This window comes from Streptomyces sp. 11-1-2 (assembly GCF_003595545.1).
GTDB lineage: Bacteria > Actinomycetota > Actinomycetes > Streptomycetales > Streptomycetaceae > Streptomyces > Streptomyces hygroscopicus_B.
Map to the genome: position 1 here is coordinate 3,761,224 of NZ_CP022545.1, position 24,087 is coordinate 3,785,310.

Consider the following 24,087-nt stretch of genomic DNA (forward strand, 5'->3'; position numbering starts at 1 on the left):
CCGTGACGGCAGAATCCTGCCCGCACTGCTTCGCACCGGCGCGCGCCAACGGGCGCCCCGGCTGTACGTGTGCCGAACGCGCCGCCGCGTCCACCGCGGCGGCAGGCGAGACCGAAGACCAGACCCATCCGCACCCCTATGTGACGCTCTCGGAGGAGCGCCAGAACGGGCCCGATCCGCGTGATCTGCGTCTCTTCGAGGAGGCGGAGAAGAAGAAGGCGGAGAGGGAGGAGGCGGAGAAGGGGGACACCGACGAGACGCGGGTGATCGACCGCGTCGAGGAGAGACCCGGCGGGGACGAGACGGGCGGCGGCGGCGCCGGGGGTGCCGCCGGAGGGGCCGGCGGGGGCACCGGCGGAGAGGCCGGCGGAGTCGCACCGGGGGAGGAACCCGGCCCCGCCCGGCACCGCAAGAGCAAGCGCAAGGTCGTGACGGCCATGCTCGCGGGGGCGGCGGCCGTGGCCGTGGCCGGTTCGCTGGCGGTCGGCACCGGTCTGCTCGGCGGTGACCACAAGAAGGACGGCGGCGGCGGGGGCGCGAGCGACCGCACGCTGGCCGACAGCACCGCCAGCGCGCCGGTCGAGGAGGAGCTGCCGACCGCGGAGGACAGCCCGTCGTCCGGCGCCCCGTCGTCGAGCGCCACGCCCCGCCCGTCCGCGTCCGGCTCGGCACGGGCGAGCGCGTCCCCGAGCGAGACCGGCCCCTCGGCCACCGCCCGCTCTTCGGCGTCGGACTCCGCGACCGACTCGGCGACGAAGCCCGGGCCGACCGCCTCCGGCGGTCCGACGTCCGCCCCGTCCGATCCCCCCGGGCCCACCGGCCCGCCCGCGCTGCGCGAGGGCGACAGCGGGCCCGAGGTGGCCGAGCTGCAGAAGCGGCTGTCCCAGCTGCTGCTCTACATCGGCGTGGCGGACGGAGACTACGACGGCGGGGTGCGGAGGGTGGTCTCCAGCTACCAGGACCAGCACGACATCACGGGTGATCCGGACGGTGTCTACGGCGAGAACACCCGCCGCGACCTCGAATCCAGAACCAAGGAGCCGTAGAGACGAGCCCCAGAGACGAGCCATGGAGGGACCCCCCCTGGCGCATATGGGCCACGCTTTGTATCGTGAAGGAACAAAGTGGTTCCGCCCGTTTCCCCTGACCGGCGGGCGGAGCCGCTTGTGTTTCTTTCCGCGCTCGCGCCCAGGAGTCTCGATGTCGCTCACCGCCCGCGCACTCCTCCTCGACATGGACGGCACCCTGGTCAACTCCGACGCCGTCGTCGAGCGCTGCTGGCGGCGGTGGGCGGCCGAGCAGGGGCTGGACGCGGACAGCGTGCTCCAGATCGTCCACGGGCGGCAGGGCCACGCGACGATGGCGGTACTCCTCCCCGACCGGCCGGTCGAGCAGAACCTTGCCGACAACCAGCGGATGCTGGAGTGGGAGACCACGGATCTCGACGGCGTCGTGCCGGTGCCCGGCGCGCCCGCCTTCATGGCCTCGCTGGCCGATCTTCCGCACGCCCTGGTGACCTCCGCCGACAAGGGGCTCGCCGGCGCGCGGATGGGCGCCGCCGGGCTCACGATGCCGGAGGTGCGGGTCACCGCGGAGTGCGTCGGCGCGAGCAAGCCGGACCCGGAGGGCTTCCTCAAGGGCGCGGCCGAGCTGGGCTTCGCCCCCGCCGACTGTGTCGTCTTCGAGGACTCGGAGGTCGGCATCGCGGCGGGCCGGGCGGCCGGGATGCGGGTCGTCGGCGTCGGACCGCGCGCCGCGGCACACGCCCCGGACGCCCATGTGCGGGACCTGGAGCAGGTGCGCGTCGAGGCACTGCCCGACGGCACCCTGCGCCTGCACATCGCGGCCTGAGCGCCGCGCCGCCACACGCTCCCCGGCTTCTCGGACCGAGCGCCACGCCCTACGCGCTCCCCCGGATTTCCCGGGCCCCATGCCCCGCACTCCCCGGGCTTCTCGGGCTCCCCGGGCCGAGCGCCGCGACCCCCGCTCCCCACGACTTCTCGGGCTGAGCACCGCGCCTCACGCCCCCGGCTTCTCGGGCTGAGCGCCGCCACCCACGCTCCCCCGGATTTCCCGGGCCCCACGCCCCGCACTCCCCGGACTTCTCGGGCTCCCCGGGCCGAGCGCCGCGACCCCCGCTCCCCACGACTTCTCGGGCTGAGCACCGCGCCTCACGCCCCCGGCTTCTCGGGCTGAGCGCCGCCACCCACGCTCCCCCGGAATTCTCGGGCCCATGCCCCCACACCTGCCGGGCGTCTCGGGCTGAGCACCCTCGACCCACGCGCCCGGCTTCCGGACTGAGCGCCGCGCCACCCCACGCGCCCGGCTTCCGGACTCAGCACCGCGCCACCCCACGCGCCCACGCGCCCGGGCGCCCCAGGAGCCACGCCTCGGACAGCCGGGCGCGCCCCCGGGTGCCCGGGCGCGCCAGTCGGGCCCCCGGGCGTGCGGCCCGCTCAGGCCGCGATGGCCTCGAACAGGCTGAATCCGCCCAGCGCCAGCATCACCAGGGCCGCGACCTTGGTGATCAGCCGGAGCGGTACGTACCGCATCAGGGTGCGGCCGCCCACGATGCCCAGCCCCGCGACGGCCCACAGCGCCAGCACCGCGCCCACGCCCACCGACAGCGGGTCGTCGTAGCGGGCGGCGAGGTTGGCGGTCATGATCTGGGTCAGATCGCCGAACTCGGCGACCAGGATCAGCATGAAGCCCGCCCCGGACACCTTCCAGAAACTCTGGTCGGCGGGCTTGCGGACCTCCTCCTCCCCGTCGTCCTTCTTGAAGAGGAGCATGGCCGCTCCCCCGAGGAAGAGCACCCCCACGATCGCCTGCAGCAGCCGGTGCGGCAGCAGGGTGAGCACACTGCCCGCCGCGATGGCGAGCCCGACGTGGAGGGCGAAGGCCGCGGCCACGCCGACGAAGACGTACGAGGCGCGGTAGCGGGTGCCGAGCATCAGCCCGGCCAGGGCGGTCTTGTCGGGAAGTTCGGCGAGGAAGACGACGCCGAAGACCACGGCGGCGACGGTGATGCTGAACACGGAATGGATACCTCGTAGATCGGGCCGCACCCAAGGGCCCCGGGGAGGGATCGCTTCGGCACGGCAGCGTCGGACACTGCGGCCGAAGGTCTCGCTGGCGCACGGCCGCCGCGTCACGCGGTGGTCTCGTACGCTCCGGGCGCCGGCCCGCACCTCGAGGGGCGGGCAGTATGTCGACGGTCCGGCGAGGAGCTACTCCCCTTCTGCTGCCGACAAGGATACGGGACCCCGGGCCGCACCCGACCCCCGGACCTCCGCCCCGGCCCCCACCACCACCGCCGCCGTCGGCCCGAACAGCCGCACCACGCCTGCCCGCATGGGCGAACCGCCGCCCCGTGCCATGCCGACGAGGGCACCGGGACGTGTGACCAGCCCCACAAGCCGAGGGTCCGGTCGAGCCCCGGCGACAGCGCGCCCGGATGTCCGGCGGAGCCGCATATCCCCCTCCCCGCCCCTTCCCGCAGCATGCATTTGCGGCTCCGCCGCGTGGCAGGGGCTCCGCCGCGTGGCAGGGGCTCCGCCCCTGGACCCCGGGCTCCGGGGCAGAGCCCGGCGACGCGGCGCAGCCGCGAATCGACACCACGGGAAGGGGCGAAGCCCAGTCCGAAGTCTGGGCCGAACCCCGGCCCGGGGGCTGGGGCGGAGCCCCACCACGCGGCGGAGCCGCATATCGATGCTGCGGGAAGGGGCGGGGAGGGGAGCAGCCCGCCGCAGGCGGCACGGCCTCCCAGGCCGCCCGTCGCGCCGTCGCCGTTCGCGCGCCCGGCTCGCAGGCGGCCACAAGGGCCGCCACGCGCGCGCCGGGCGGCGGAGCCGCGAGTGTCGCCCCGGGCGCGGCGTTGACCGGCGGCGATGCCGCCAACGCGGGCGCGGGCGCACGCGATTCGTGGCCGCCTCACGAGCGCGTGACGGCCGCGCCGGATCGCATACGTGGCCCCAACCGACCCCTGGAACCCCTTGCGTTGACATGACCGCGTCGTCACCCTGTTACCTGGCGCCCACCCCACGGAAACCCGGCGTCGCAAGCATGGCCGGGTACCAGCGGCCAACGACCCCCCACCCTCAAGGGAGTTCGCATGTCAGACATGCTCCGTCATCCCACTCGCCGTCGCGTCTACGCGCGTCGCGCCTCCGTCTTCGGCGGGTTCGTCGCCCTGCTGGGCACGATCGTCATGAGCGGGCCCACCGCCCAGGCTTCCCCGCCCACCCCGCCGAGCGCCGCCACCGCCCGCACCCAGCTCGCCTCGCTGACCGTCAAGACCGAGGGCACCACCGACGGTTACAGCCGCGACAAGTTCCCGCACTGGATCACCCAGAGCGGCTCCTGTGACACCCGCGAGGAGGTCCTCAAGCGCGACGGCCGGAACGTCCAGACCGACTCCAGCTGCAAGGCCACCAGCGGCTCCTGGTACTCCGAGTACGACGGCGAGACCTGGACCGCCGCCAGCGACGTGGACATCGACCACATGGTCCCGCTCGCCGAGGCGTGGAAGTCCGGTGCCAATAGCTGGACCACCGCCCAGCGCCAGGCTTTCGCCAACGACCTGACGCACTCCCAGCTCATCGCCGTGACGGACAACGTCAACCAGTCCAAGAGCGACCAGGACCCCGGCGAGTGGCTGCCGCCCCGGACCGCTTACCACTGCATGTACGCCCGCATGTGGGTCTCGGTGAAGTACACCTACGGCCTCAGCCTCGACTCGGCCGAGAAGTCCGCGCTCAGCGGCATCCTCAACGGCTGCTGAGACGGCATACCGACCGGCATGGCAACCGGCACACCGCCGGGTGGAACCGCCGCACCTTCTCCGTCGTTCCGTACCGTACGCATGACGAGCACATCACAGAACGACGGAGGAGGTCCGGATGGCCGGGCTGCGCCTGGGACCACTACTGCGCCAGGTCGACTGGGAGACCGGCACCGGCGCGACCGTCTGGGTCGAGGCCGACCGGGCCTGTGAGGCCGAGGTGCGGTGTGCCGACGGGGCGGGCGGCACCGCCCGCACCTGGCGGATCGCCGGACACCACTACGCCCTGATCCCGGTCACCGGGCTGCGGCCGGACGCGGAGACCGCCTACCGGGTGCTGCTCGACGGTGAGCAGGTCTGGCCGCTGCCCGACTCCCCCTTCCCCGACAGCACCATCCGCACCCCCGCCCCGGGGACGGACGCGCCCGTGCGCGTGGCCTTCGGCTCCTGCCGGTGGGCCGCGCCGCCCTCCGACGCCTCGCACGACCCGATCGGGCCCGACGCGCTCGACACCCTCGCGCAGGCGCTGGCCCGCGCCCCCGAGCGCCCGCGCCCCGATGTGCTGGTGCTGCTGGGCGACCAGGTGTACGCGGACGAGACCTCCGCCGAGACCCGCCGCTGGCTGGCCACCCGCCGCGATCTGAGCGAGCCGCCGGGCGAGCAGGTCGCGGACTACGAGGAGTACACCCGCCTCTACTACGAGTCCTGGCTGGACCCCGAGGTGCGCTGGCTGCTCTCCACCGTCCCGAGCTGCATGATCTTCGACGACCACGACGTCATCGACGACTGGAACACCAGCGAGGCATGGCAGCGCCGGATGCGCGCCACCCCGTGGTGGCGGGAGCGGATACTGAGCGGTCTGATGTCCTACTGGGTCCATCAGCACCTGGGCAACCTCTCCCCCACCGAACTGGCCGCCGACCCGCTCTACGCGCAGGTGCGCACGGCCGACGACGGCACCGAGGCGCTGCGGGAGTTCGCCACCCGCGCCGACGCCGATCCGTCGTACACCCGCTGGAGCTACCGCCGCGACTTCGGCCGCACCCGGCTGCTGATGGTCGACACCCGCGCGGCGCGGGTGCTGGAGGAGGGCCGGCGGGCGATGCTGAGCGAGAAGGAGTTCGCCTGGGTGCGTGAGCAGGCCATGGACGGCGCGGGCGGTGCGCCCGGGGGCCCCGGTCATGAAGAGTCCGGGGCCCCGGGTCAGGAACAGCCCGGGGCCTTCGGCGGCTACGACCATCTGCTGCTCGGCACCTCGCTGCCCTGGCTGCTGCCGCATTTCGTGCATGACGTGGAGGCGTGGAACGCCTCGGTGTGCGGCGGCGGACGCGGTGGGCGCTGGGCGCGGATCGCCGAGGATCTGCGGCAGCGCGGCGATCTGGAGCACTGGGCGGCGTTCCCCGAGTCCTTCGACGCGCTCACCGACACCATCGCCGAGGTGGGCGGCGCGCCGGGGGCACCGGCCACGATCAGTGTGCTCTCCGGCGATGTGCACCACGCCTATATCGCCGCCCCGGACTGGTCACGGTGGTCGTCCCGGCCGCCCCGCAGCCAGGTGCGGCAGTTGACCTGCTCTCCGGTCCACAACAGCATCTACGCCTCGATCCGGCTCGGCTTCCGCTTCGGCTGGAGCGCGGCGGGCCGCGCCCTGGGGCGGCTCTTCCGGCGCCATGGGCGGGTGCCGGGCTCCCGCTTGACCTGGCACAAGACGGGCGGGCCCTGGTTCGGCAACCAGCTCATGACGCTGACCCTCCAGGGCCGTGGTGCCCATCTGCGCCTGGACCAGGCGCGGGCGGACGCCTCGGGCGGCGAGGCCCGGCTGGTGACGGCGCTGGAGACGGACTGGGCCGGGTAGTCGGTCCCTTGGTACCGTTCCGTGCCGTACGTCACGTGATACAGCCCACAACGGAGCTGTACGTTCCGGAGACCACGTCGATTCGTGTGGAGCGAGCGGCATGATGGGCGCGCATCCTGCGTCACATCTGCCCCGGGAGACACGACCTTGGCCGGAGACTCTCACGCGATAGCCGTCGTCGGCGCCGGGCCGCGCGGCACCAGCGTGCTGGAGCGCCTGTGCGCCTCGGCCCCGGAACTGGCGCCCGGCATCCCGCTGACGGTGCACCTGGTGGACCCCTCCCCGCCCGGTGCGGGACGGGTGTGGCGCACCGCCCAGCCGCACGAATTGCTGATGAACACCGTGGCCTCGCAGGTGACCCTGTTCACCGACGCCAGCGTCGAATGCGGCGGACCGGTGCGGACCGGGCCGAGCCTGTATGAATGGGTCGCGGCGCGCGGTCTGGCACCCGGTCTCGGCCCGGACGACTATCCGAGCCGCGCGCTCTACGGCCGCTATCTGGAGTGGGTGTTCGGCGAGGCGGTGCGGGGCGCGCCGGAGAACGTGACCGTCCGGACGCACCGGGCCCGCGCCGTACGGCTGGAGGAACGGGCCGACGGCGAGCAGGTGCTGACGCTGGACGACGGGAGCCGTCTGGAGGGGCTGCGCGCGGTCGTCCTGGCGCAGGGCCATCTGCCGGCGGCCACCGACGCCACGGAGCGGCGGTACGCGGCCCACGCGGAGCGGCACGGGCTGCGCTACTACCCGCCCGCCAACCCCGCCGATGTCGACTTGTCGCTCATCGCGCCGGGCGAACCGGTGCTGCTGCGCGGCCTCGGCCTCAACTTCTTCGACCATATGGCGCTGCTGACGGCGGGCCGGGGCGGCACGTTCGCACCGCATCCGCGCGGCGGTCTGGTCTACCGGCCCTCGGGGCGCGAGCCACGGCTGTACGCGGGGTCGCGGCGCGGCATCCCGTACCACGCGCGGGGCGACAACGCGAAGGGGCCGTGCGGCCGGCACACCCCGCTGCTGCTGACCCCCGATGTGCTCGGCCACTTCCGCAAGCGCGCGGACTCCGGCGATCCACCGGACTTCCTCGCCGAGATATGGCCACTGGTCGCCAAGGAGGCCGAGACGGTCTACTACGAAACGCTGCTGGCCCTCCGCGCACCCGATACCCGTGCCCCGGAGGCCCCGGAAGCCTCCGGGACCGAGCCCGGCGCCCCCGCCCCGTTCACCTCAGCACGTTTCAGGAGTCACTTTTTGGCCACCGGGCACGGCAGCCCCGAAGAGGCCGCCGTGCTCACGGAGTACGGCATACCGAACGCGGAGCGCTGGTCCTGGGACGCGGTCTCCCAGCCGTATCGCGGACGCCGGTTCACGGGGCGTGACGAGTTCCGGCGGTGGCTGCTGACGTACGCCCACCAGGATGTGGCGCACGCCCGGCTGGGCAATGTCGAGGGCCCGGTCAAGGCGGCCCTCGACGTGCTGCGCGACCTCCGCAACGAGCTGCGGCAGATCGTCGATCACGGCGGGCTGACGGGGGCGTCCCGCCGGGCCCATCTGGACCGCTGGTACACCCCGCTCAACGCCTTTCTCTCGATCGGCCCGCCGCGCCGCCGGATCGAGGAGATGGCCGCGCTGATCGAGGCGGGCGTCCTGGACGTCCTCGGCCCACGGCTCGAAGTGACCTTGGAAGGCCAGGACACGGGGGCCGAAGGGGCTGGTTTCGCCGCGCGGTCAGCGGAGGTGCCGGGTCCGCCGGTGGTGGCCACGACCCTGATCGAGGCACGGCTGCCGGAGCCGGATGTGCGCCGGACCGCCGATGAGTTGCTGATCCATCTGCTGGAGACCGGGCAAGGCCGTCCGCATCGGGTGGAGGGCTACGAGACCGGCGGCCTCGACGTCACCACCGCCCCCTACCGGGTGGTGGACGCCCACGGCCGCCCGCATCCGCGGCGGTTCGCCATCGGGGTGCCGACCGAGGGGGTCCACTGGGTGACGGCCGCGGGGGCGCGGCCGGGCGTGAACTCCGTCACCCTCTGCGACACGGACGCGGTAGCACGCGCGGCGCTGCGCGCGGCGCGTAGGGGACAGACCCTGCAGGAAGGTGTCCCGATGTGCGCGACAAGGCTCTGAAGAGCGGCTTTTCGGGCGCTATGAAGGGGCCCCGGGGCACTGACATTGGCATAAACTTGAACTTGCAACAAAAGGTGAGGCGAACCTAACCTGGCACTCCGCTGTTCCCTGTCCCCAGGAGCAAGGAGCTCCCCTCCCATGCCTTCTTCCCCCACCCCCCGCACCCTCGGCGAGGCGCTCGACAGCGCCAGGCCATACGTTCTCTCCCTCTTCCGCATCGTCGTCGGACTGCTCTTCTTCTGCCACGGCGCCTCGTCGCTGCTCGGCTGGTTCGGCGGCATGATGGGCACCGGCAAGACCATCGAGGCCGGCACCTGGCCGGGCTGGTACGCGGCGGTGATCCAGCTCGTCGGCGGCGCCCTCGTGATGCTCGGCGTCGGCAGCCGCAGCGCGGCGTTCATCTCCTCGGGCTCGATGGCCTACGCGTACTTCCATGAGCACCAGCCCGAGAAGCTGTGGCCCATTCAGAACGGCGGCGAGCCCGCCGCGATGTTCTGCTGGACGCTGCTGCTGCTCGTCTTCACCGGCCCCGGCCCCTGGGCGCTGGACCGAATATTCGGCTCGGCCCGCGCAAGCGAAGCGGCGCCCGAAACGCAACGCCAGCCGTCGACTGTCGGATAGGCGTCACTTCTCCGCATTCGAATGACATTCAGTGCCACCTGACCGATCACGCCATGCAGGGCCGAACGCCCTGCATGGCGTGATTCGAACAACATCATCACACCCCTTACCGTTATCCTCGTCAGTCACAGGCGTACGCTGTATGGCTGTTACAGGCTGACGCCTGCCGCTTCCCGGCGACATGCGCAGCGGGGGGACCGGGATCGGGAGTAGAACGTTGTTGGAACATCTGGGGTCGCTGACCAACACCCCATGGATCTATGCGGTGATCGGGGCATCCGTTCTGCTCGATGTTTTCTTGCCCGTTCTGCCCAGCGGAGTTCTGGTCATCACCGCCGCCACCGCGGCCGCCGGCACCACCGTTGACGCCGTCGGCGTGGTGCGCCAGGCCGACGCGGCCGACTTCCCCGCCATGTTCGGCCTGATCCTGTGCGCCGCGACCGCCTCCGTCCTCGGGGACATGGTCGCCTACCGGCTGGCCTGGCGCGGCAGCGACCGGCTCGACCGCGCCATCGCCCGCTCCCGCCGACTCACCTCCGCCCAGGAGAAGTTGGGCACCGCGCTGGTGCGCGGCGGCGGCCCGCTCGTGGTGATAGCCCGCTTCGCGCCCGCGGGACGCTCGGTTGTCAGCCTGAGCGCGGGCGCGGCCCACCGGAGAGTGAAGGAATTCCTGCCGTGGTCCGCGGTGGCCGGGCTCGCCTGGGCGGCGTACAGCGTGGCCCTCGGCTATGTCGGCGGCCAGTGGCTCGGCGCCACCTGGCTGGGCACGGCGGTCTCGGTGCTCGCGCTGTTCGCGGCGGGCGCCGGCGCGGCGTATGTGATGAAGCGTCCGGGCGCGGGCGCGGCCGGTCCGCTCCCCGCGGCACCCGCCGGGCAGCCCATGCCCCCAGTCCACCAGGCGCGATAGGGCCGTGTCGGCGACCGATTACGGATCGGCCCGCGAGACCCGCTACCGTCCCTGCATGCGTACCCCTTCCGTACCGCCTCTGGCATGCTGACCCGCGCCGCCGGGCTGGTCGCGGCGTTCCTCGCCGGGCTCGCACTGGTCGTCGCCGCGGTGCTCGTCGTACGGCATCTCACCGCACCCTCGGAACCGGAGCTTCCGGTGGTACCCGAGGCCCGGCGCCCCGTCGTGGAGTCGGCGGTGCGCACCTGCACCCCGCTGAGCGTGCCGCTGCTGGCCGCCCAGATCGACGCGGAGAGCGGCTGGCGCCCGGACGCGGACTCCGGGCACGCCCAGGGCATTTCGCAGTTCTCCCCGGTCACCTGGAAGGAATGGGGCCAGGACGGCGACGGCGACGGCAAGGCCAATATCTGGGAGCCCCGCGACGCCATCCCCTCGCAGGCCCGCTACATGTGCCATCTGTACGAGGTGGTCAAGGTGGTCCCGGGCGGCAAGACCACGTCCGGGGCGACCCGGCTCGCGCTCGCGGCCTACAACGCGGGGCCGAACGCGGTGCTTCGGGCGCGCGGCATCCCGAAGATCCTCGAGACGCAGGACTATGTCGACAAGATCTTGAAGGATCTGCTGCCCAAGTACCAGGAGAGCGAGGAGAAGTACCAGCGGAGCGAGGCGAAGCACACCAGCAGTGCCTCCGCCTCACCGTCCGTCTCGTCTTCCACCTCGCCCTCCGCCGATCCGTCCGCGACCGCCTCCGGCGCCTCACCGTCGGCTACGCGTCGGCCGTGATGAAGTCCTCCACCGCCCGCACGAGTTCCTGTGGAGTCTCATCGGCGGGATAGTGCCCGGCATACTCCAGCTCCACCAGCTCGGCGTTGACGTACCAGCGCAGCCAGGTCTGCCGCATCACCTCCGCCGTGAGCGCCGGGTCGTGGGCGCCGACCACGATCCGGACCGGCACCTGGGCACCGGCTATGTCCTCGTGGAAGTCCTCCAGCGCCCACGAGTCCAGCCAGGCGCGGAGCGCCTTGGGCTCGCTGTGCTCCAGCGAGTGGCGCACCATCAGATCCAGCCAGGCGGCCGGGTGACGGCCGCCGGTGGTGAGGTCGATGATGGTCCGTCGGTTCTCCGGATGGTCGGCGGCGGCCGCGAAAAGCTGCCACTGCTCGCCCTCCATCGGCACTCCACTGGCCGGCACCGGCGCGACCCCGACCAGCCGGCGGACCCGCTGCGGGGCCTCCGCCAGGACGCGCTGGACGACGGCCCCGCCCATCGAGTGGCCGACGAGCGAGAACCGCTCCCAGCCGAGGTGATCGGCGAGCGCGAGCAGATCCTTCCCGGCCTCGCCGGTGGTGTACGCGCCGGGGATGTCGCGCGCCTCGCCGTAGCCGCGCAGATCGGGCAGAACATAGGTGAACCCGCGCCGGTCGACATGCGGCAGCATCGCGGCGTACGCGGCACGGTCCGAGAACCAGCCGTGCACCGCCATCACATGGTGCGGCCCGTCGCCGACGGTCTCATACGGTGGAACGAGGGGTGGAACGATCGGTCCCATGGCACCTCCGGTCCCAGTCGAATACGGGCGACGCGGCGCGTGCCCGTGGGGCTCAACGGTGACGTCTCCCGCAGAGGTGGGCAAGCCCGATGCGCATATGCGTGCCCGCGATACGACCCGTGGAGGGGCCGTATCGCGGGCACGTGGTCGTCCGTGGGGGCACGGGGTTCTACGGGTAGTTCACGAGGTTCGCCACATTGCTGCCGGAATTGGACGGCCCGCCCGTGTTGTTGATGACGTGGCTGATGGTGCCGGTGCCGCCGAGCGACACGGTGACCATGTGGTGGAAGCGGACGCCCGGGGTGTCGGGGACCTCGAAGGCGCGGGCCGCGACGACACCGGGATCGACGTTGAAGTAGCAGTAGCTGCCCAGCCCCCACGCCTCATGGCTGGTGACGTTCGGCCCGACCTTGTAGGCCGCGTAGCCCTGGGTGTCTCCGTTCATCCAGGCACCCTGGTTGGGCGGGTCGTAGGGCATTTCGTTCTGGTAGAAGTAGGTCCGGCCGCCGTTGCCGTTCCAAATCGTCTGGTACTGCTGATAGTGCTCGACGAACAGGCCGTACATGGTGACGTCGGCACCGTTCACGGTCAGACCGTTCGCGGCGGTGTTGGCGTTCCAGCCGACGCCGTCACCGTGGTCGGCCCGCCAGATCCACAGATGGTCGCCGATCACGTTCGAGCTGTTGACCACCAGGCTCTTGGACGCCTTGCCGACCCCGGCCCCGCCGACCCGGAAGAACACATCGTGCAGGGAGGTCGGGTTCGCCGCGTGCTTGCCGCTCGCGCCGCTCGGTCCCACCTCCATCAGGGCGGCGGAATTCACCGTACCGGCGTCGAACAGCAGCCCCGCCACCTTGACCCCGTCGACATCGGCGACCGACATCGCGGTCACACCGTTGTCGGGGACGAGGGTGGCGAGCCCGAGGCCGAGGACGACCGTGTCGGGCCGGGTCACCTTCAAGGTCTCGCCGAGGTGGTAGACCCCCGGGGTGAACAGCAGATGCTTGCCCTGGGCGAGCGCGGCGTTGATGGCCGACGCGGAGACCCCCGGCTTTGCGATGAAGAACTGGTCGATGGGCAGCGACGATCCCGCCGGAGCGCCACCGGCCCAGGTGGTGCCCTGGGAATTCGACCGCAGCGAGGGCACGAAGACCTGGTAGGCGCCCGCCTGGTCGACGTAGAGGAAGGGCTTCTCCCGGACGGTCGGGGTCTGGTTCACCACCGTGTAGGGCGGGCTCGGGAAGTTCCCCGAGGGCGCGTTGAGGGCCCCGACGAACACCATGTTCCAGTTCGATCCGGACCAGCTTCCCCACTGGGTGTTCCGGGAGAGCCACTGCTGCTGCGAACCGGAGCGCACCTGGCCGTCGATCTTCGTATCCGCCATGAACCCGCCGCTCGACCAGCCCCCGTCATCGAGCTGCAGCGAACCGCGGACATGCATCCGGCGGTACGGCGCGGCCTGGGACACCGCCCATCGGTCGGTGCCCGAGGAGGGATTGACCGACAGGTTCTCCGCGCCGCGCCAGAAGTTCTGGGTCGCGTTCCCCTGGAACCAGTCGGCCTCGGCGTGCACCGCGCCGTTGATGGTCACATCGTCCGGTGACATCCCCAGGCCCAGCACCTGCGTGTAGAAGCCCACATTGACGTCGGCGCTGTACGTGCCCGGTTTGAAGAGCACCGCATAGCGGTTGGAGCCGAACTGGTTCCGCTCCTGCTGCTGGAAGATGGAGTTCAGACGGCTCTGAATGGCCGACGCGGGCATCGTCGGATCGAAGACGGCGACGTTCGGGCCGAGGTCGGGTCCGTCGCCCGGCTGCTCGGGCGCGGCGGCCACCTGGAAGGACTGGGCGGCGCTGCCGTTGCAGGTGTACTGCGCGAGCTGCACACCGTCCTGGGTGGAGGCGCTGGGCACATCGAGGCATTTGCCGCTGTGCCGGTTGACGAAGTGATACGCCCCGCCGCCCTCGTCCACGGCGCGCCACAGCTGGTTGTCGCCGCCGCTGTAGGTCCATAGCTGGACGGCGGCGCCGTCGGCCGTGGACACATCCGTCACATCCCACGCCTGGGCGGCGTCGTTGCGGTTGTCGACGCGGACATAGCCGTCGCCCGTGTCCTCGAACTTCCAGAGCTGGGCGGCGGAGTTGTTGCAGGCGTACTGCTGGACGGCGGTGCCGTTCGCCGTCGCCGCGCCCCGCGCGTCCACACACTTGCCGCTGCCCTTGTTGACGGCGGTGGCCCAGCCCGTCGGCACCGCCGCGGCCTTGGCGCTCGCCCCGGGCGCCGTCGCCAGCGTGCCGCACAGCGCGGTGAGCATGGCGAAGGCGGCCAGCAGAGCCACTCTCGGGGATCTGCGGGATCTGAGGGGCCTTGGCGGTCCTGAGGGTCTTGGGGGTCTGGAGCGTCTCGCGAATCGTGCCGGTTCTCGCATCACGGAAGCCTCTCCTCGTGGGGTGGGGAAGAGCGCCCCGGTGCGGTCACAGGCCGCTCGCGGCGCGTTCCAACGAGTCCTCGTCACCGGCTGGTTGGTTGGTCTGTACCGCGGCTTTGAGGACGGTATGACCATGGGATTCCGGTGTCAATACGAGCCTTAAGTCAAGTCATGAAATTGTGCGGGCCGTGGTGTGTACGGGCGAGGCCGTGCTGCGTACGGGCGAGGCCGTGCTGCGTACGGGCGAGGCCGTGCTGCGTACGGGCGAGGCCGTGCTGCGTACGGGCGAGGCCGTGCTGCGTACGGGCGAGGCCGTGCTGCGTATGGGCGAGCCCGACCCGGTGGCCGCGTGTCAGCCGCGTCGGCCCGGGGCGCACGTAGTGGGATGGCCGCTGTGGCGCGCGATACGGGGATCCGGCGGAACAACGGTTTCCGGCGCCACGGTGCCACGGCGCTGCGGCTCGTGGCCGTCGCCGCCCTCTACTACGCGGGTGCCTGGATCGGACTGCTGCAGGAGCTGGTGCGCGATCAGGTGACCCCGCTGTGGCCGCCGACCGGAATCGCCCTGGCCTGTCTGCTGACGCTGGGCCCCACGGCCTGGCCGGGCATCGCCCTCGGGGCCGTCGCGGTCAACGCCCCCATCGGCCCGTCGCCCCTGGCGGTCCTCGCGATCGTCGTGGGCAACACCCTGGCCCCGATCTGCTCGTATCTGCTGCTGCGCCGCGTGGACTTCCGGCCCGCCCTGGACCGGCTGCGGGACGCGCTGGCCTTGGTCTTCCTCGGCGCCCTGGCGGGCATGCTGATCAGCGCCACGGTGGGGACCGCCGCGCTCATCTTGTCGGGCGCGCTCCCGGTGGGTGACTTCTGGACCGCCTGGTCGGTGTGGTGGACGGGCGACGCGATGGGCGTGCTGGTGATCACCCCTCTGCTGCTGGTGCTCCACCGCCTGCTCCACCGTGCCCGGCTGCCCCGTGGCGTCAGCCCGTACCGCCTGCTGCTGGGCACGGCGGCCGTCACCCTGGTCGCCACGCGGACGGAGGTCAGCCTGCTCTTCCTCGTCTTCCCCTTCCTGATCTGGGCCGCCCTGCGCTTCCAACTCGCGGGCGCCGCCCCGTGCTCGCTCATCGTCTCGGTGCTCGCGATCGCCGCGACGGCGGAGGGCACCGGTCCGTTCTCCCACCATTCGCTGCCGGCCCGGATGGTCACCCTCCAGGCGTTCAACGGCTCGACGGCCCTGACGGCCCTGCTGCTGTCGGCGATCATCACCGAACGGAACGCCACCCGCCGCCAGATCGAACACGTCTGCGCCCAACTGGCCGAAGCGGTCTTCCGCCTCGCCCCGGACGAGCCCGGCCCGCCCAGAGGCGACCGGAAGTCCACGGACCGGCGATAGCGGGCCGTCCGACGGTGCCGCCGGGAACGGCCGCCGGGCGTGGCGCCGGGCAGTGGTACCGGCCGGCTGGAACCGCCGCCCCGTACCGGCCGTCCCTTCCAGCGACTCTCGACGGACAGGGACTATGACCGCGACCCACGCCACCCGCTATCTCTATCTGACCCGCCACGGCGAGGCCACGCCGGACGAACGCGGGCTCACCCCCACCGGCCGCCGCCAGGCCGCGCTGCTCGGCGAGCGGCTCCGGGACGTTCCGCTGTCGGCGGTCCACCACGGCCCGCTGACCCGGGCGGCCGAGACCGCCCGGCTGATCGGTGACCGGCTCGACGGCGTACCCGCCCATGTCTGCGAACCGGCCGGGGACTATGTGCCGTACACGCCCCACCGAGCCGAACTGCCCGCCGAATCCGCCGACTTCCTGCTCGACTTCGTCCATGGCTTTCCACCCGATGAGCGCGCCCGCGGCCCGCTGCTGGCCCGCACCGCCGAGGAGCGCTTCACGGGGCCCGTGGACGGCCCCGAGGACCGCCATGAGCTGGTCGTCACCCATAACTTCCTCATCGGCTGGCTGGTCCGAGCCGCGCTCGACGCCCCGAAGTGGCGCTGGCTCGGCCTCAACCAGTGCAACGCGGCGCTGACGGTCATCCGCTATCCCCCGCCCGGCCGACCGCCCTCGGTGCTCTTCTCCAACGACATGGCGCATCTGCCCGCACCGCTGCGCTGGACCGGCTATCCGCCGGAGCTGCGCATCACTTCCTGAGCCGGGAAACCGGCCCCTGGCCTTCCGCCGGGGGCCGGACCCGCGCTGTTGGGCCCGGCCACCGCCGTGTCCGAGTACGCAAGCAGCCCAGCAAGCGTGAATAAGGACAGCCATACGGTAGAGCCGGGCACTGACAACGGGGGCGCGGCGAACCGAGGGAGACACTCGAACGTATGAGCGCTTCGCCAAGGGCAGAGCGCCGTCCCCTTCCCCTCGGGCGCGACGCTCCTACCCTGAGGGGGTGAGCAGCCACGCGTCGAACCGAGCCCGCGTCATTCCCCTGCGTCCGGCCACCGCGGACCCGGCGCCCCAGGCGGGAGCCACCGCCGGGGCCGCCGGAGCCCCCGCGGCGGGCCCTGCCCTTCCGGCCGCCCCGGCTGTCCCGGGCGCCCCGGTCGGGCGGGAGCAGCCCGGCCGGGAGCCGGTGAAGGAGCCCCTGCTGCGGGATCTCGTCGGAGGGGTGCTGCGGCGCGAGCGGCTCGCCCAGCAGCGCACGCTCAAGGACGTGGCCGAGGCGGCGCGGATCTCGATGCCGTACCTCTCCGAACTCGAACGGGGCCGCAAGGAGGCGTCGTCCGAGGTCCTCGCGGCCGCGGCCCGCGCGCTCGGCATCAGCCTGGCCGACCTCCTCGCCATGGCCCAGGGCGAGCTGATCCGTCTCGTCTCCGGCCCTCGGCGGCGGCGCGACGGTGCGGTGGTGTCGGTCGCGTCCCTCACGTCCGTCACCTCTGCCACCTCCGTCACGTCGGCCACCTCCGTCGCGTCCCCCGCATCCGTCACGGACCGCGGGTCCCGGAACGCGGGGCGGCAGGGCGAGGTACGGCTCGCCGCCTGAGACACCGCCGTCCGAGACACCCCCGTCCGACGTCCCGCTTCCGGGACACCGACTGTCCGCCCCTCAGAACCCCCTGCCCGCCCGTCGGCTCAGCACCTCGTCGGCGAGCCCGTACTCCACCGCCTCCCGTGCCGTGAAGACCTTGTCGCGGTCCATGTCGGCGCGGAGGGTGGCGGCGTCGTGGGGCGTGTGGCGCGCGAGCACCTCCTCGACCTGCGAGCGGATCCGGAGCATCTCCTTGGCCTGCAGACTGAGGTCCGAGACCGTGCCCTGCTGGCCACCGCTCACCGGCTGCCCCAGCAGCACCCGGGCGTGCTCCAGCACGAACCGCCGCCCGGGGTCTCCCCCGGCCAGCAGCACCGCCGCGGTCGAGGCCGCCTGCCCTACGCAGAACGTCGAGATGGGCGCGGACACGAACGTCATCGTGTCGTAGATCGCCATCAGCGAGGTGAACGAGCCGCCCGGTGAGTTGATGTAGATCGCGATCTCCTGCTCCGAGCTCGACGATTCGAGGTGGAGCAGTTGCGCGATGACGACGTTGGCCACGCCGTCGTCGATCTCCGTGCCGAGGAAGATGATCCGCTCGGACAGCAGCCGGCTGTAGATGTCGTACGCGCGCTCCCCCTGCGTGGTGCGCTCGACGACCGTCGGAATCGTGTACTGCCCCATGTCAGATCCCCATCCTGCGCCGTGCGCCGGCCGGCCGTACGTCCGCGAGGGACTCCAGGACCCGGTCGACCATTCCGTACTCCTTCGCCTGCTCCGCCGTGAACCACCGGTCGCGGTCTCCGTCGCGCGAAATGGTCTCCACGCTCTGCCCGGTGTGATCCGCCGTGATTCGCTCGATCGACCGCTTCATGAATTCGAGGTTCTCGGCCTGAATCGCGATATCGGCCGTGCTCCCGCCGATACCGGCGGACGGCTGATGCATCATGATGCGGGAATTCGGCAGCGCGTAGCGCTTTCCCGTCGCTCCGACGGTGAGCAGAAACTGCCCCATGCTCGCGGCGAATCCCATGGTGAGCGTGGACACGTCGTTCGGAATCAACCGCATCGTGTCGTAGATCGCCAGCCCCGCCGTCACCGAACCGCCCGGGCTGTTGATGTAGAGGCTGATGTCCGACCGCGGGTCCTCGGCCGACAGCAGCAGCATCTGCGCGCACACCCGGTTCGCGGACACCTCGTCCACCTGCGTTCCGAGAAAGACGATGCGCTGTGTCAGCAGTTGCGAGGCGAGATGATCGTCGAACCGCGTGGGAGCCGTTTCCCCCTCCGCGGCTCGCGGATGCGATCCCGGCTCCCAGCCGGTGGCGAATGCTCCGAATGTTCCCATCGGACCTCCCTGTGAGTGCCGTCTGTGAGTACCGTCTGTGAGTACCGCGACCCACACCGCCGCGACCCACACCGCCGCGGTCCTTTACCGCCGCGGTCCTTTCACCATCGCCCCAATTCGCTTGCGCGGTAAGGAATCTCGGCCCGCAGCAGATTCGCCCACGGCAGACCCGGTCCGGCCCATAAGGCGGTCTTGCGGGGCCGTCCCGCCATTCCCGAGACTGCCGGGAAACGAGCCGACAGGGGGGCACGATGGCCGTACGACGACAGGGGCCACGACGAGGGCTACGGCAACGGCGACGTAAAGCGGCGTTACGGCGGGCCAAGGCACGGCTGCGCCGCACGGCCTGGAGCGGCGGCGCGGTGCTGGTCCTCGCGCTGGCCCTGGCCTGGAAGACGGTGTGGCCGTACGTCGCCGGATTGGTCCTCGTGGGGCTGCTCGGCGGCATCGGCTGGTGGTTGCGGCGAACGCATCTGCGCACCGTGGCGGAACACCGCGTCTGGCAGACCGAGGAGGAGAACGCGGCGCGTGAACGGTCCATGGCCGAGGTGGACGCCATGACCTGGCAGCGGTTCGAACGGTACGTCGCGGAGCTGTGCCGCCGGGACGGCTGCACCCAGGTCGTCGTCTCCGGGAAGTCGGGTGACCTGGGCGCCGACGTCGTCGGCCGGATGCCGGACGGGCGCCGGCTGGTGATCCAGTGCAAGCACTACGCACCCCATCGCACCGTGCCGAGCGGCGATATGCAGAAGTTCCTCGGCACCGCGAAGGCCGAACACGCCGCGGATGTCGCGGTGTTCGTCGCCACCTGCGACTTCACACGGGACGCGGAGAGGCTCGCCGTAAAGCACGAGATCGTCGCCATGCACCGCAACCTCCTCGGCGCCTGGGTGCGGGGCTCCACCCTGGAGTCGCTGATCCCGCTCAACGGGGCGGGCGACGGCCGCCGCCCACGAAGCCCCGGGGCCGGTCGGGGCACAGCCGCCCGCCCCGCGGCGGATCGGCGAGCGCAGGGCCAACCCGGCCCACCCGGCCCGGGCCACAACAGCCCTCGATAAGCGCCCGGCCCAACCGACCGGCCCATGCCGGTCACAGTCCGGCGGGGCATGCGGGCCAGGACCTCATACGGGCGGTCTTGTGCGCGACCCGTGACACACACAGCATCACGGGCCTACCGTCACAAGCAGGTTCGACCCATGCCGAGCGCGAGCCCCCTCTCCCCAGGTGTGGCCTCTCGCTGCGGTCGAGCCCGCTCGCGCCCCCGCGCCAACCCCGGGGGCGCTGGCATGTGCCCGCACGGTCGCACCCCGGCGTCAGCGTGCCGCGCGAAGCTGTGCGGCCTCGTGGCGCAGCGCCTCCACGGTGGCCGTCACCTCGGGAGAGCGGTCGCGGACCGTGACGGCGACCACCGCCCGGCCGAGCCAGGCGGGGTCGTCGACTCGGACGGTGCGGACGCCGGCGGGGATCGCGGCGGCGGCCACTTCGGGGAGTACGGCGATGCCGAGACCGGTGGCGACAAGGCCGAGTCGCGTGGGCCATTCGCGGGCGGCATAGGCGATCCGCGGGTGGTCGAGGGTGGGCCAGGCGCCGAACTGGGGGTCGTCGCGGAGGCCCTTGCCGACGATCCAGGGCTCGTCCCTCAGCTCGGTCACCGGGATGGTTCCGCGACCGGCGAACCGGTGGTCCGCGGGGACGGCGAGCAGGAGACCGCCGTCGAGGAGCAGATCGCGGCGCAGCCCCTCGAATGCGTAGCCGGGCAGGTCCGCTCCCACGCCGATCACCGCGACGTCGATGCGGTGGGCGCGGAGTTGGCGAAGCTGCGTGGGCGAGGATGCCTCGCCGAACTCGACGATCAGTGCCGGGTGGTCGTCGCGCAGCCGGGCCAGTGTCCTGGGGACGAGCACGGCGGCGGCCGAGGGGAAGGCCGCGATGGAGACTCGTCCGGTGACGTGGTCCGTCAGCCCGGCGAGGTCCGCGCTGACGGCGTCGATCTCGCTGAGGACCGTCGCGGCCCGGCGGGCGAGCGCCATCCCCGCGGGTGAGGGCGTCACCCCGCGGGCGCCCCGGACGAACAGCGGTGCGCCCGCGGCGGCTTCCATCGCCGCCACCTGACGGGACACCGCCGACTGGGTGTATCCGAGTGCGTCGGCCGCGGCGGTGAACGATCCGGTGTCGACCACGGCCTGGACGACGCGGAGACCGGTGAGGGACAGGTCGGCCATGCCGTCATCCTGACACATTCCAAAACCACATGTCTCCTATGCCAGACCTTCGCTGGTGGAATGCCTTGACCAGCCGCACGATGGAAGAGCGACAGCAGACAAGCCATCCCAAAGGGAGCACCGATCATCATGGCGAAGACGTGGTTCATCACGGGCAGCTCGAGGGGGTTCGGCCGCGAGTGGGCGGACGCCGCGCTGGAACGCGGCGATCACGTCGCGGCGACGGCTCGGGATATCAGCCACCTGAATCCCCTGGTCGAGCGGTACGGGGATGCGGTGCTGCCGTTGCGGCTCGACGTCACCGACCGGGCCGCGGTGCATGCGGCGGTGCAGCGCACCCATGCGCATTTCGGTTCGCTGGACATCGCGGTGAACAACGCCGGCTACGGGCATTTCGGCATGGTCGAGGAGCTGACCGAGGACGAACTCCGGGCCCAGATGGAGACCAACTTCCTGGGCGCGGTGTGGGTCACACAGGCCGTTCTGCCCGTCATGCGGGCGCAGCGATCGGGACGGATCCTGCAGGTGACCAGCGAGGGCGGCGTACGGGCCTTCCCCGGCATCGGCGCGTACCACGCCTCCAAGTGGGCCCTTGAGGGATTGTCGGAGTCCCTGGCACAAGAAGTGGCGGCCTTCGGCATCCATATCACCAACGTCGAGCCCGGCCCCTATGCCACCGACTGGCTGGCGCGCGGGGCACGGCACAGTGAGCGGCATCCGGACTACGCCGAAGTCCACGAGGCCACCGCGGTGGATTTCGAGGTCGGCGACCCGCGCGCGACCCGCGACGCGATCCTCCGGATCGTCGACGCGGAGCGGCCCCCGCTGAGGATCTTCCTCGGCAAGTCCTTCACCGATGTCGCCGATCTCTACGAGGAGCGCCTGAAGACGTGGCGGGAGTGGCAGCCGGTCTCCCTGGCGGCGTTCGGTTGAGCGGCAGCCCCCGTCGGCGCTCGGCCCGCCGGCCCCGCCCGGCGGGGCGGTGACGCCGGACGGGCCGGCGTCTTGTCCGCTCCCGCCACGGCGGGCCAGGGCTCGGCGCGCCCTGTGATCCACGGCCTACGGTCCGCGGTCTACGGTCCGCGGTCCGCGCGCCTGAGCGGGCGCGAGCGGGCGCGAGCGGGTCGTCGTCAGGAGAGCCAGTCGGCGTAGCGGGTGGGGGCGAGGTGGGCGCTCTTGTCGGTGAGAACGTCGCCCTTGACGGCGGCGAACATACCGGCGGTGGGGTCGATGACGACGGTCCGGTCGTCGCCCTTGTGGGACAGGGTGATCCGGCCCAGCTCGTCCAGGGAGAAGACCTCGGGGCCCGCGATGTTGTGAATGCCACGCACCGGGGCGCCCGCGGCGACCTCCGCCACCGCGGCGGCCACGTCCTTGGCGGCGATCGGCTGGATCGGCGTGGCGGGCAGCCGGACGGTGTCACCGTCGGCGGTCCAGGTCATGACGTCGTCCATGAACTCCATGAACTGCGTCGCCCGGACGATCGAGTACGGGACCGGCCCGGCCGCGAGGATCTCCTCCTGGAGCGTCTTGGCCCGGTAGTAGTCCAGCTCCGGCACCTGGTCCACGCCGACGATCGAGAGGATGACGAAGTGGCCGACGCCGCCCCGCTGGGCCGCGGCCAGCAGGTTGTCCATCGAGGTCCGGAAGAAGGCCGGGGACGCGTCGTCGAAGGTCGGGGAGTTGGTCAGGTTGACGACGACGTCGGCTCCCGCCACCGCCTCGTCCAGCCCCTGGCCGGTGATGACGTCGACTCCGGTGGACTGCGAGTGCGGTACCGCCTCGTGCCCGGCGGCGTTCAGATTCTTGACGACCTGCGACCCGATCAGCCCGGTACCGCCGATGACTGCGAACTTCATGACATGCCCTTCGTCAGGATTGCGTCCGAAATACGGCATATGGATACCCGCATGAGCGCGGCATCCATCAAACTCGGACACATCTTGTCCGAGAAAATACCCGGACACAAGTTGTCCGAGTAGACAGGCTGATTACAGTGGTCGCGTGAAGATGTCCGGCGGAGTCGAGTGGGCCCTGCACTGCTGCGTCGTGCTCACGTCCGTCGAGGAGCCCGTCCCCGCGACCAAGCTGGCGGAGTTCCACGACGTCTCGGCCAGCTACCTGGCCAAACAGCTACAGGCGCTGTCCCGGGCCGGGCTTGTCCGCTCGGTCCAGGGCAAGGCGGGCGGCTATGTACTCACCCGGGAGCCCGCCTCGATCACCGTGCTCGACGTGGTGGAAGCGGTCGACGGCCCCGCCGCGGCGTTCACCTGCACGGAGATCCGTCAGCGGGGCCCGCTGGCCACCCCGGCCGAATCGTGCACCACACCGTGCCCGATCGCCCGCGCGATGTCCACGGCGGACGCGGCCTGGCGAGAAGCGCTGCGCGCCGTCTCGATCGCCGATCTGGCGCAGGACGTCGCCGAGACCTCGGGCCCCTCGGCGATGACGCGCGTCGGCGCGTGGCTGACGACGCCGCAAGACTGAGGACCGCACCGCGGCCCTGAGGCCCCCGAGGACCCCGAGACCCTGTGGCCCCCGAGGACCCCTCACCCCCTGCAGACCCTCAATAGCCGTCGATGAACCTGACCGTCTCGTCGAGCGGCGCCCGCCCCGTACGGCCGGTGTTCTCCGTGACGTCCTCGTACCCGATCGACATGCCGCAGAAGAGCATGAGCTCCTCCGGAGGCGAAACGATCTCCGCGACGCTCTCGCGGAACTTCGCCCATGCCATCTGCGGGCAACTGTGCAGCCCCTCGGCGCGAAGCAGCAGCATGACGGTCTGCAGATACATGCCGACGTCGGACCACTGGGCCGGGCCCAGGTCGCGGTCGATGTAGCAGAACAGGGCGGCGGGCGCGCCGAAACACTGCCAGTTCCCGGAAGCGGCCCGCTGGCGCGCCTCCAGGTCCTCGCGCGCGACACCGAGCGCCCCGTAGCGCTGCTCACCGAAGGCGGATCGGCGCTCGCTGTACGGGGACTTCAACGCGGGCGGGTACTGCGCGTACTCCGCCTCGTCCCAGGGGTCGCCCGCGGCCAGGCGCTCGCCGGCCCGCTTTTTGAGCTCGGCGAGCGGCCCGCCGGTCAGCACGTAGACGTGCCACGGCTGAATGTTCGATCCGGACGGCGCCCAAGCCGCTGCGGACAGCACACGCTCCAGCGCCTCTCTCGGGACAGGCTGGTCGGTGAACCCGCGCACTGCCCGTCGACTCGTGACCGCCTCGTAGACGTCCAAGATCGCCTGTCTCCCATCTGCTCGATACGACGCGACGCACCCATC

23 protein-coding genes and 1 pseudogene are annotated in these 24,087 nt (G+C 71.7%); 14 read left to right on the plus strand and 10 right to left on the minus strand.

The genetic code is table 11. The features are described 5' to 3' along the window. Positions 1-2: 2 nt before the first annotated feature. Entirely contained in the window at positions 3-1,046 is a 1,044-nt protein-coding gene (locus CGL27_RS15935) for a peptidoglycan-binding domain-containing protein (protein WP_119987641.1), read from the plus strand. 154 nt (positions 1,047-1,200) lie between these two features. After that, positions 1,201-1,851, plus strand: a complete 651-nt coding sequence (locus tag CGL27_RS15940; RefSeq protein WP_119987645.1) for an HAD-IA family hydrolase — start codon at positions 1,201-1,203, stop codon at positions 1,849-1,851. A gap of 605 nt (positions 1,852-2,456) precedes the next feature. Here CGL27_RS15940 and CGL27_RS15945 read toward each other — a convergent pair. Then, positions 2,457-3,038, minus strand: a complete 582-nt coding sequence (locus tag CGL27_RS15945; protein WP_078641147.1) for a TMEM165/GDT1 family protein — start codon at positions 3,036-3,038, stop codon at positions 2,457-2,459. 291 nt (positions 3,039-3,329) lie between these two features. After that, positions 3,330-3,422 (minus strand): annotated as a pseudogene (locus CGL27_RS52005) (ABC transporter permease); the annotation flags it as partial. Positions 3,423-4,114: 692 nt separating this feature from the next. Between CGL27_RS52005 and CGL27_RS15950 the strand changes: the two are divergent. The 6 genes from CGL27_RS15950 to CGL27_RS15975 all read left to right on the plus strand — a co-directional run bounded on the left by CGL27_RS15950 (position 4,115) and on the right by CGL27_RS15975 (position 11,070). Next, positions 4,115-4,783 (plus strand): HNH endonuclease family protein, encoded by a 669-nt coding sequence (locus CGL27_RS15950; RefSeq protein ID WP_203348427.1) that lies wholly within the window; start codon positions 4,115-4,117, stop codon positions 4,781-4,783. Between the two features lie 118 nt (positions 4,784-4,901). Continuing rightward, a complete protein-coding gene (locus CGL27_RS15955) occupies positions 4,902-6,638 on the plus strand; it encodes an alkaline phosphatase D family protein (protein WP_119987648.1) in 1,737 nt (578 codons plus the stop codon). 147 nt (positions 6,639-6,785) lie between these two features. Further along, positions 6,786-8,759 carry an FAD/NAD(P)-binding protein gene (locus CGL27_RS15960; protein ID WP_119987651.1) on the plus strand — a complete coding sequence of 658 codons (1,974 nt, stop codon included), beginning with the start codon at positions 6,786-6,788 and terminating at the stop codon, positions 8,757-8,759. 138 nt (positions 8,760-8,897) lie between these two features. Continuing rightward, positions 8,898-9,380, plus strand: a complete 483-nt coding sequence (locus CGL27_RS15965; RefSeq protein ID WP_014060283.1) for a DoxX family protein — start codon at positions 8,898-8,900, stop codon at positions 9,378-9,380. A 217-nt stretch (positions 9,381-9,597) separates the two neighbouring features. After that, on the plus strand, positions 9,598-10,287 hold the full coding sequence (locus CGL27_RS15970) for a VTT domain-containing protein (RefSeq protein WP_119987653.1): 690 nt from the start codon (positions 9,598-9,600) through the stop codon (positions 10,285-10,287). Positions 10,288-10,371: 84 nt separating this feature from the next. After that, positions 10,372-11,070, plus strand: coding sequence for a lytic transglycosylase domain-containing protein (locus tag CGL27_RS15975; RefSeq protein WP_078641153.1), 699 nt, complete (start codon positions 10,372-10,374; stop codon positions 11,068-11,070). Here the strand turns inward: CGL27_RS15975 and CGL27_RS15980 are convergent. From CGL27_RS15980 to CGL27_RS50045, 3 genes are all read right to left on the minus strand, one after another. Then, the gene (locus CGL27_RS15980; RefSeq protein WP_119987656.1) at positions 11,054-11,836 is read right to left on the minus strand and encodes an alpha/beta hydrolase; all 783 of its coding nucleotides are present in this window, start codon (positions 11,834-11,836) and stop codon (positions 11,054-11,056) included. The two genes, CGL27_RS15975 and CGL27_RS15980, sit on opposite strands and share 17 nt — an antisense overlap. 169 nt (positions 11,837-12,005) lie before the next feature. Further along, positions 12,006-14,150 (minus strand): RICIN domain-containing protein, encoded by a 2,145-nt coding sequence (locus tag CGL27_RS15985; RefSeq protein WP_119994411.1) that lies wholly within the window; start codon positions 14,148-14,150, stop codon positions 12,006-12,008. A gap of 278 nt (positions 14,151-14,428) precedes the next feature. Next, positions 14,429-14,641: a hypothetical protein gene (locus CGL27_RS50045; protein WP_162952989.1), complete on the minus strand. Its 213-nt coding sequence runs from the start codon at positions 14,639-14,641 to the stop codon at positions 14,429-14,431. Positions 14,642-14,649: 8 nt separating this feature from the next. On the opposite strand from CGL27_RS50045, the gene CGL27_RS15990 reads away from it, so the two are divergent. The 3 genes from CGL27_RS15990 to CGL27_RS16000 all read left to right on the plus strand — a co-directional run bounded on the left by CGL27_RS15990 (position 14,650) and on the right by CGL27_RS16000 (position 17,252). Further along, positions 14,650-15,657 carry an MASE1 domain-containing protein gene (locus CGL27_RS15990; RefSeq protein WP_119987659.1) on the plus strand — a complete coding sequence of 336 codons (1,008 nt, stop codon included), beginning with the start codon at positions 14,650-14,652 and terminating at the stop codon, positions 15,655-15,657. 124 nt (positions 15,658-15,781) lie between these two features. Continuing rightward, on the plus strand, positions 15,782-16,417 hold the full coding sequence (locus CGL27_RS15995) for a histidine phosphatase family protein (RefSeq protein ID WP_078641156.1): 636 nt from the start codon (positions 15,782-15,784) through the stop codon (positions 16,415-16,417). Positions 16,418-16,658: 241 nt separating this feature from the next. Next, positions 16,659-17,252: a helix-turn-helix transcriptional regulator gene (locus CGL27_RS16000; RefSeq protein ID WP_119987661.1), complete on the plus strand. Its 594-nt coding sequence runs from the start codon at positions 16,659-16,661 to the stop codon at positions 17,250-17,252. A gap of 63 nt (positions 17,253-17,315) precedes the next feature. Here CGL27_RS16000 and CGL27_RS16005 read toward each other — a convergent pair whose 3' ends face one another. Next, the gene (locus tag CGL27_RS16005; protein WP_078641158.1) at positions 17,316-17,921 is read right to left on the minus strand and encodes an ATP-dependent Clp protease proteolytic subunit; all 606 of its coding nucleotides are present in this window, start codon (positions 17,919-17,921) and stop codon (positions 17,316-17,318) included. A 1-nt stretch (position 17,922) separates the two neighbouring features. Beyond that, positions 17,923-18,585 (minus strand): ATP-dependent Clp protease proteolytic subunit, encoded by a 663-nt coding sequence (locus CGL27_RS16010; RefSeq protein WP_119987664.1) that lies wholly within the window; start codon positions 18,583-18,585, stop codon positions 17,923-17,925. 251 nt (positions 18,586-18,836) lie between these two features. Here CGL27_RS16010 and CGL27_RS16015 point away from each other — a divergent pair, with 251 nt between their 5' ends. After that, positions 18,837-19,643: a restriction endonuclease gene (locus tag CGL27_RS16015; RefSeq protein ID WP_346345731.1), complete on the plus strand. Its 807-nt coding sequence runs from the start codon at positions 18,837-18,839 to the stop codon at positions 19,641-19,643. A gap of 255 nt (positions 19,644-19,898) precedes the next feature. On the opposite strand, the gene CGL27_RS16020 is transcribed toward CGL27_RS16015, so the two are convergent. Further along, positions 19,899-20,807, minus strand: a complete 909-nt coding sequence (locus CGL27_RS16020; RefSeq protein WP_078647390.1) for a LysR family transcriptional regulator — start codon at positions 20,805-20,807, stop codon at positions 19,899-19,901. A gap of 129 nt (positions 20,808-20,936) precedes the next feature. Here CGL27_RS16020 and CGL27_RS16025 point away from each other — a divergent pair, with 129 nt between their 5' ends. Then, positions 20,937-21,740, plus strand: coding sequence for an SDR family NAD(P)-dependent oxidoreductase (locus CGL27_RS16025; RefSeq protein ID WP_119987667.1), 804 nt, complete (start codon positions 20,937-20,939; stop codon positions 21,738-21,740). 197 nt (positions 21,741-21,937) lie between these two features. On the opposite strand, the gene CGL27_RS16030 is transcribed toward CGL27_RS16025, so the two are convergent. After that, a complete protein-coding gene (locus CGL27_RS16030) occupies positions 21,938-22,666 on the minus strand; it encodes an NAD(P)H-binding protein (RefSeq protein ID WP_078641161.1) in 729 nt (242 codons plus the stop codon). Between the two features lie 151 nt (positions 22,667-22,817). Between CGL27_RS16030 and CGL27_RS16035 the strand changes: the two genes are divergently transcribed. Then, a complete protein-coding gene (locus tag CGL27_RS16035; protein WP_078647391.1) occupies positions 22,818-23,294 on the plus strand; it encodes an Rrf2 family transcriptional regulator in 477 nt (158 codons plus the stop codon). 79 nt (positions 23,295-23,373) lie between these two features. Here the strand turns inward: CGL27_RS16035 and CGL27_RS16040 are convergent, their stop codons facing one another. Then, a complete protein-coding gene (locus CGL27_RS16040) occupies positions 23,374-24,042 on the minus strand; it encodes a nitroreductase (RefSeq protein WP_119987669.1) in 669 nt (222 codons plus the stop codon). Positions 24,043-24,087 lie beyond the last annotated feature (45 nt).

Coding starts and splice junctions, on each gene's coding strand:
- CGL27_RS15995 (WP_078641156.1), top strand. CDS start 15,782: ATGACCGCGACCCACGCCACCCGCTATCTCTATCTGACCCGCCACGGC.
- CGL27_RS15955 (WP_119987648.1), top strand. CDS start 4,902: ATGGCCGGGCTGCGCCTGGGACCACTACTGCGCCAGGTCGACTGGGAG.
- CGL27_RS16015 (WP_346345731.1), top strand. CDS start 18,837: ATGGCCGTACGACGACAGGGGCCACGACGAGGGCTACGGCAACGGCGA.
- CGL27_RS16020 (WP_078647390.1), bottom strand. CDS start 20,807: ATGGCCGACCTGTCCCTCACCGGTCTCCGCGTCGTCCAGGCCGTGGTC.
- CGL27_RS16025 (WP_119987667.1), top strand. CDS start 20,937: ATGGCGAAGACGTGGTTCATCACGGGCAGCTCGAGGGGGTTCGGCCGC.
- CGL27_RS15940 (WP_119987645.1), top strand. CDS start 1,201: ATGTCGCTCACCGCCCGCGCACTCCTCCTCGACATGGACGGCACCCTG.
- CGL27_RS15985 (WP_119994411.1), bottom strand. CDS start 14,150: ATGCTCACCGCGCTGTGCGGCACGCTGGCGACGGCGCCCGGGGCGAGC.
- CGL27_RS15975 (WP_078641153.1), top strand. CDS start 10,372: ATGCTGACCCGCGCCGCCGGGCTGGTCGCGGCGTTCCTCGCCGGGCTC.
- CGL27_RS16005 (WP_078641158.1), bottom strand. CDS start 17,921: ATGGGGCAGTACACGATTCCGACGGTCGTCGAGCGCACCACGCAGGGG.
- CGL27_RS16035 (WP_078647391.1), top strand. CDS start 22,818: ATGTCCGGCGGAGTCGAGTGGGCCCTGCACTGCTGCGTCGTGCTCACG.
- CGL27_RS15965 (WP_014060283.1), top strand. CDS start 8,898: ATGCCTTCTTCCCCCACCCCCCGCACCCTCGGCGAGGCGCTCGACAGC.
- CGL27_RS15980 (WP_119987656.1), bottom strand. CDS start 11,836: ATGGGACCGATCGTTCCACCCCTCGTTCCACCGTATGAGACCGTCGGC.
- CGL27_RS15950 (WP_203348427.1), top strand. CDS start 4,115: ATGTCAGACATGCTCCGTCATCCCACTCGCCGTCGCGTCTACGCGCGT.
- CGL27_RS16030 (WP_078641161.1), bottom strand. CDS start 22,666: ATGAAGTTCGCAGTCATCGGCGGTACCGGGCTGATCGGGTCGCAGGTC.
- CGL27_RS15990 (WP_119987659.1), top strand. CDS start 14,650: ATGGCCGCTGTGGCGCGCGATACGGGGATCCGGCGGAACAACGGTTTC.
- CGL27_RS16010 (WP_119987664.1), bottom strand. CDS start 18,585: ATGGGAACATTCGGAGCATTCGCCACCGGCTGGGAGCCGGGATCGCAT.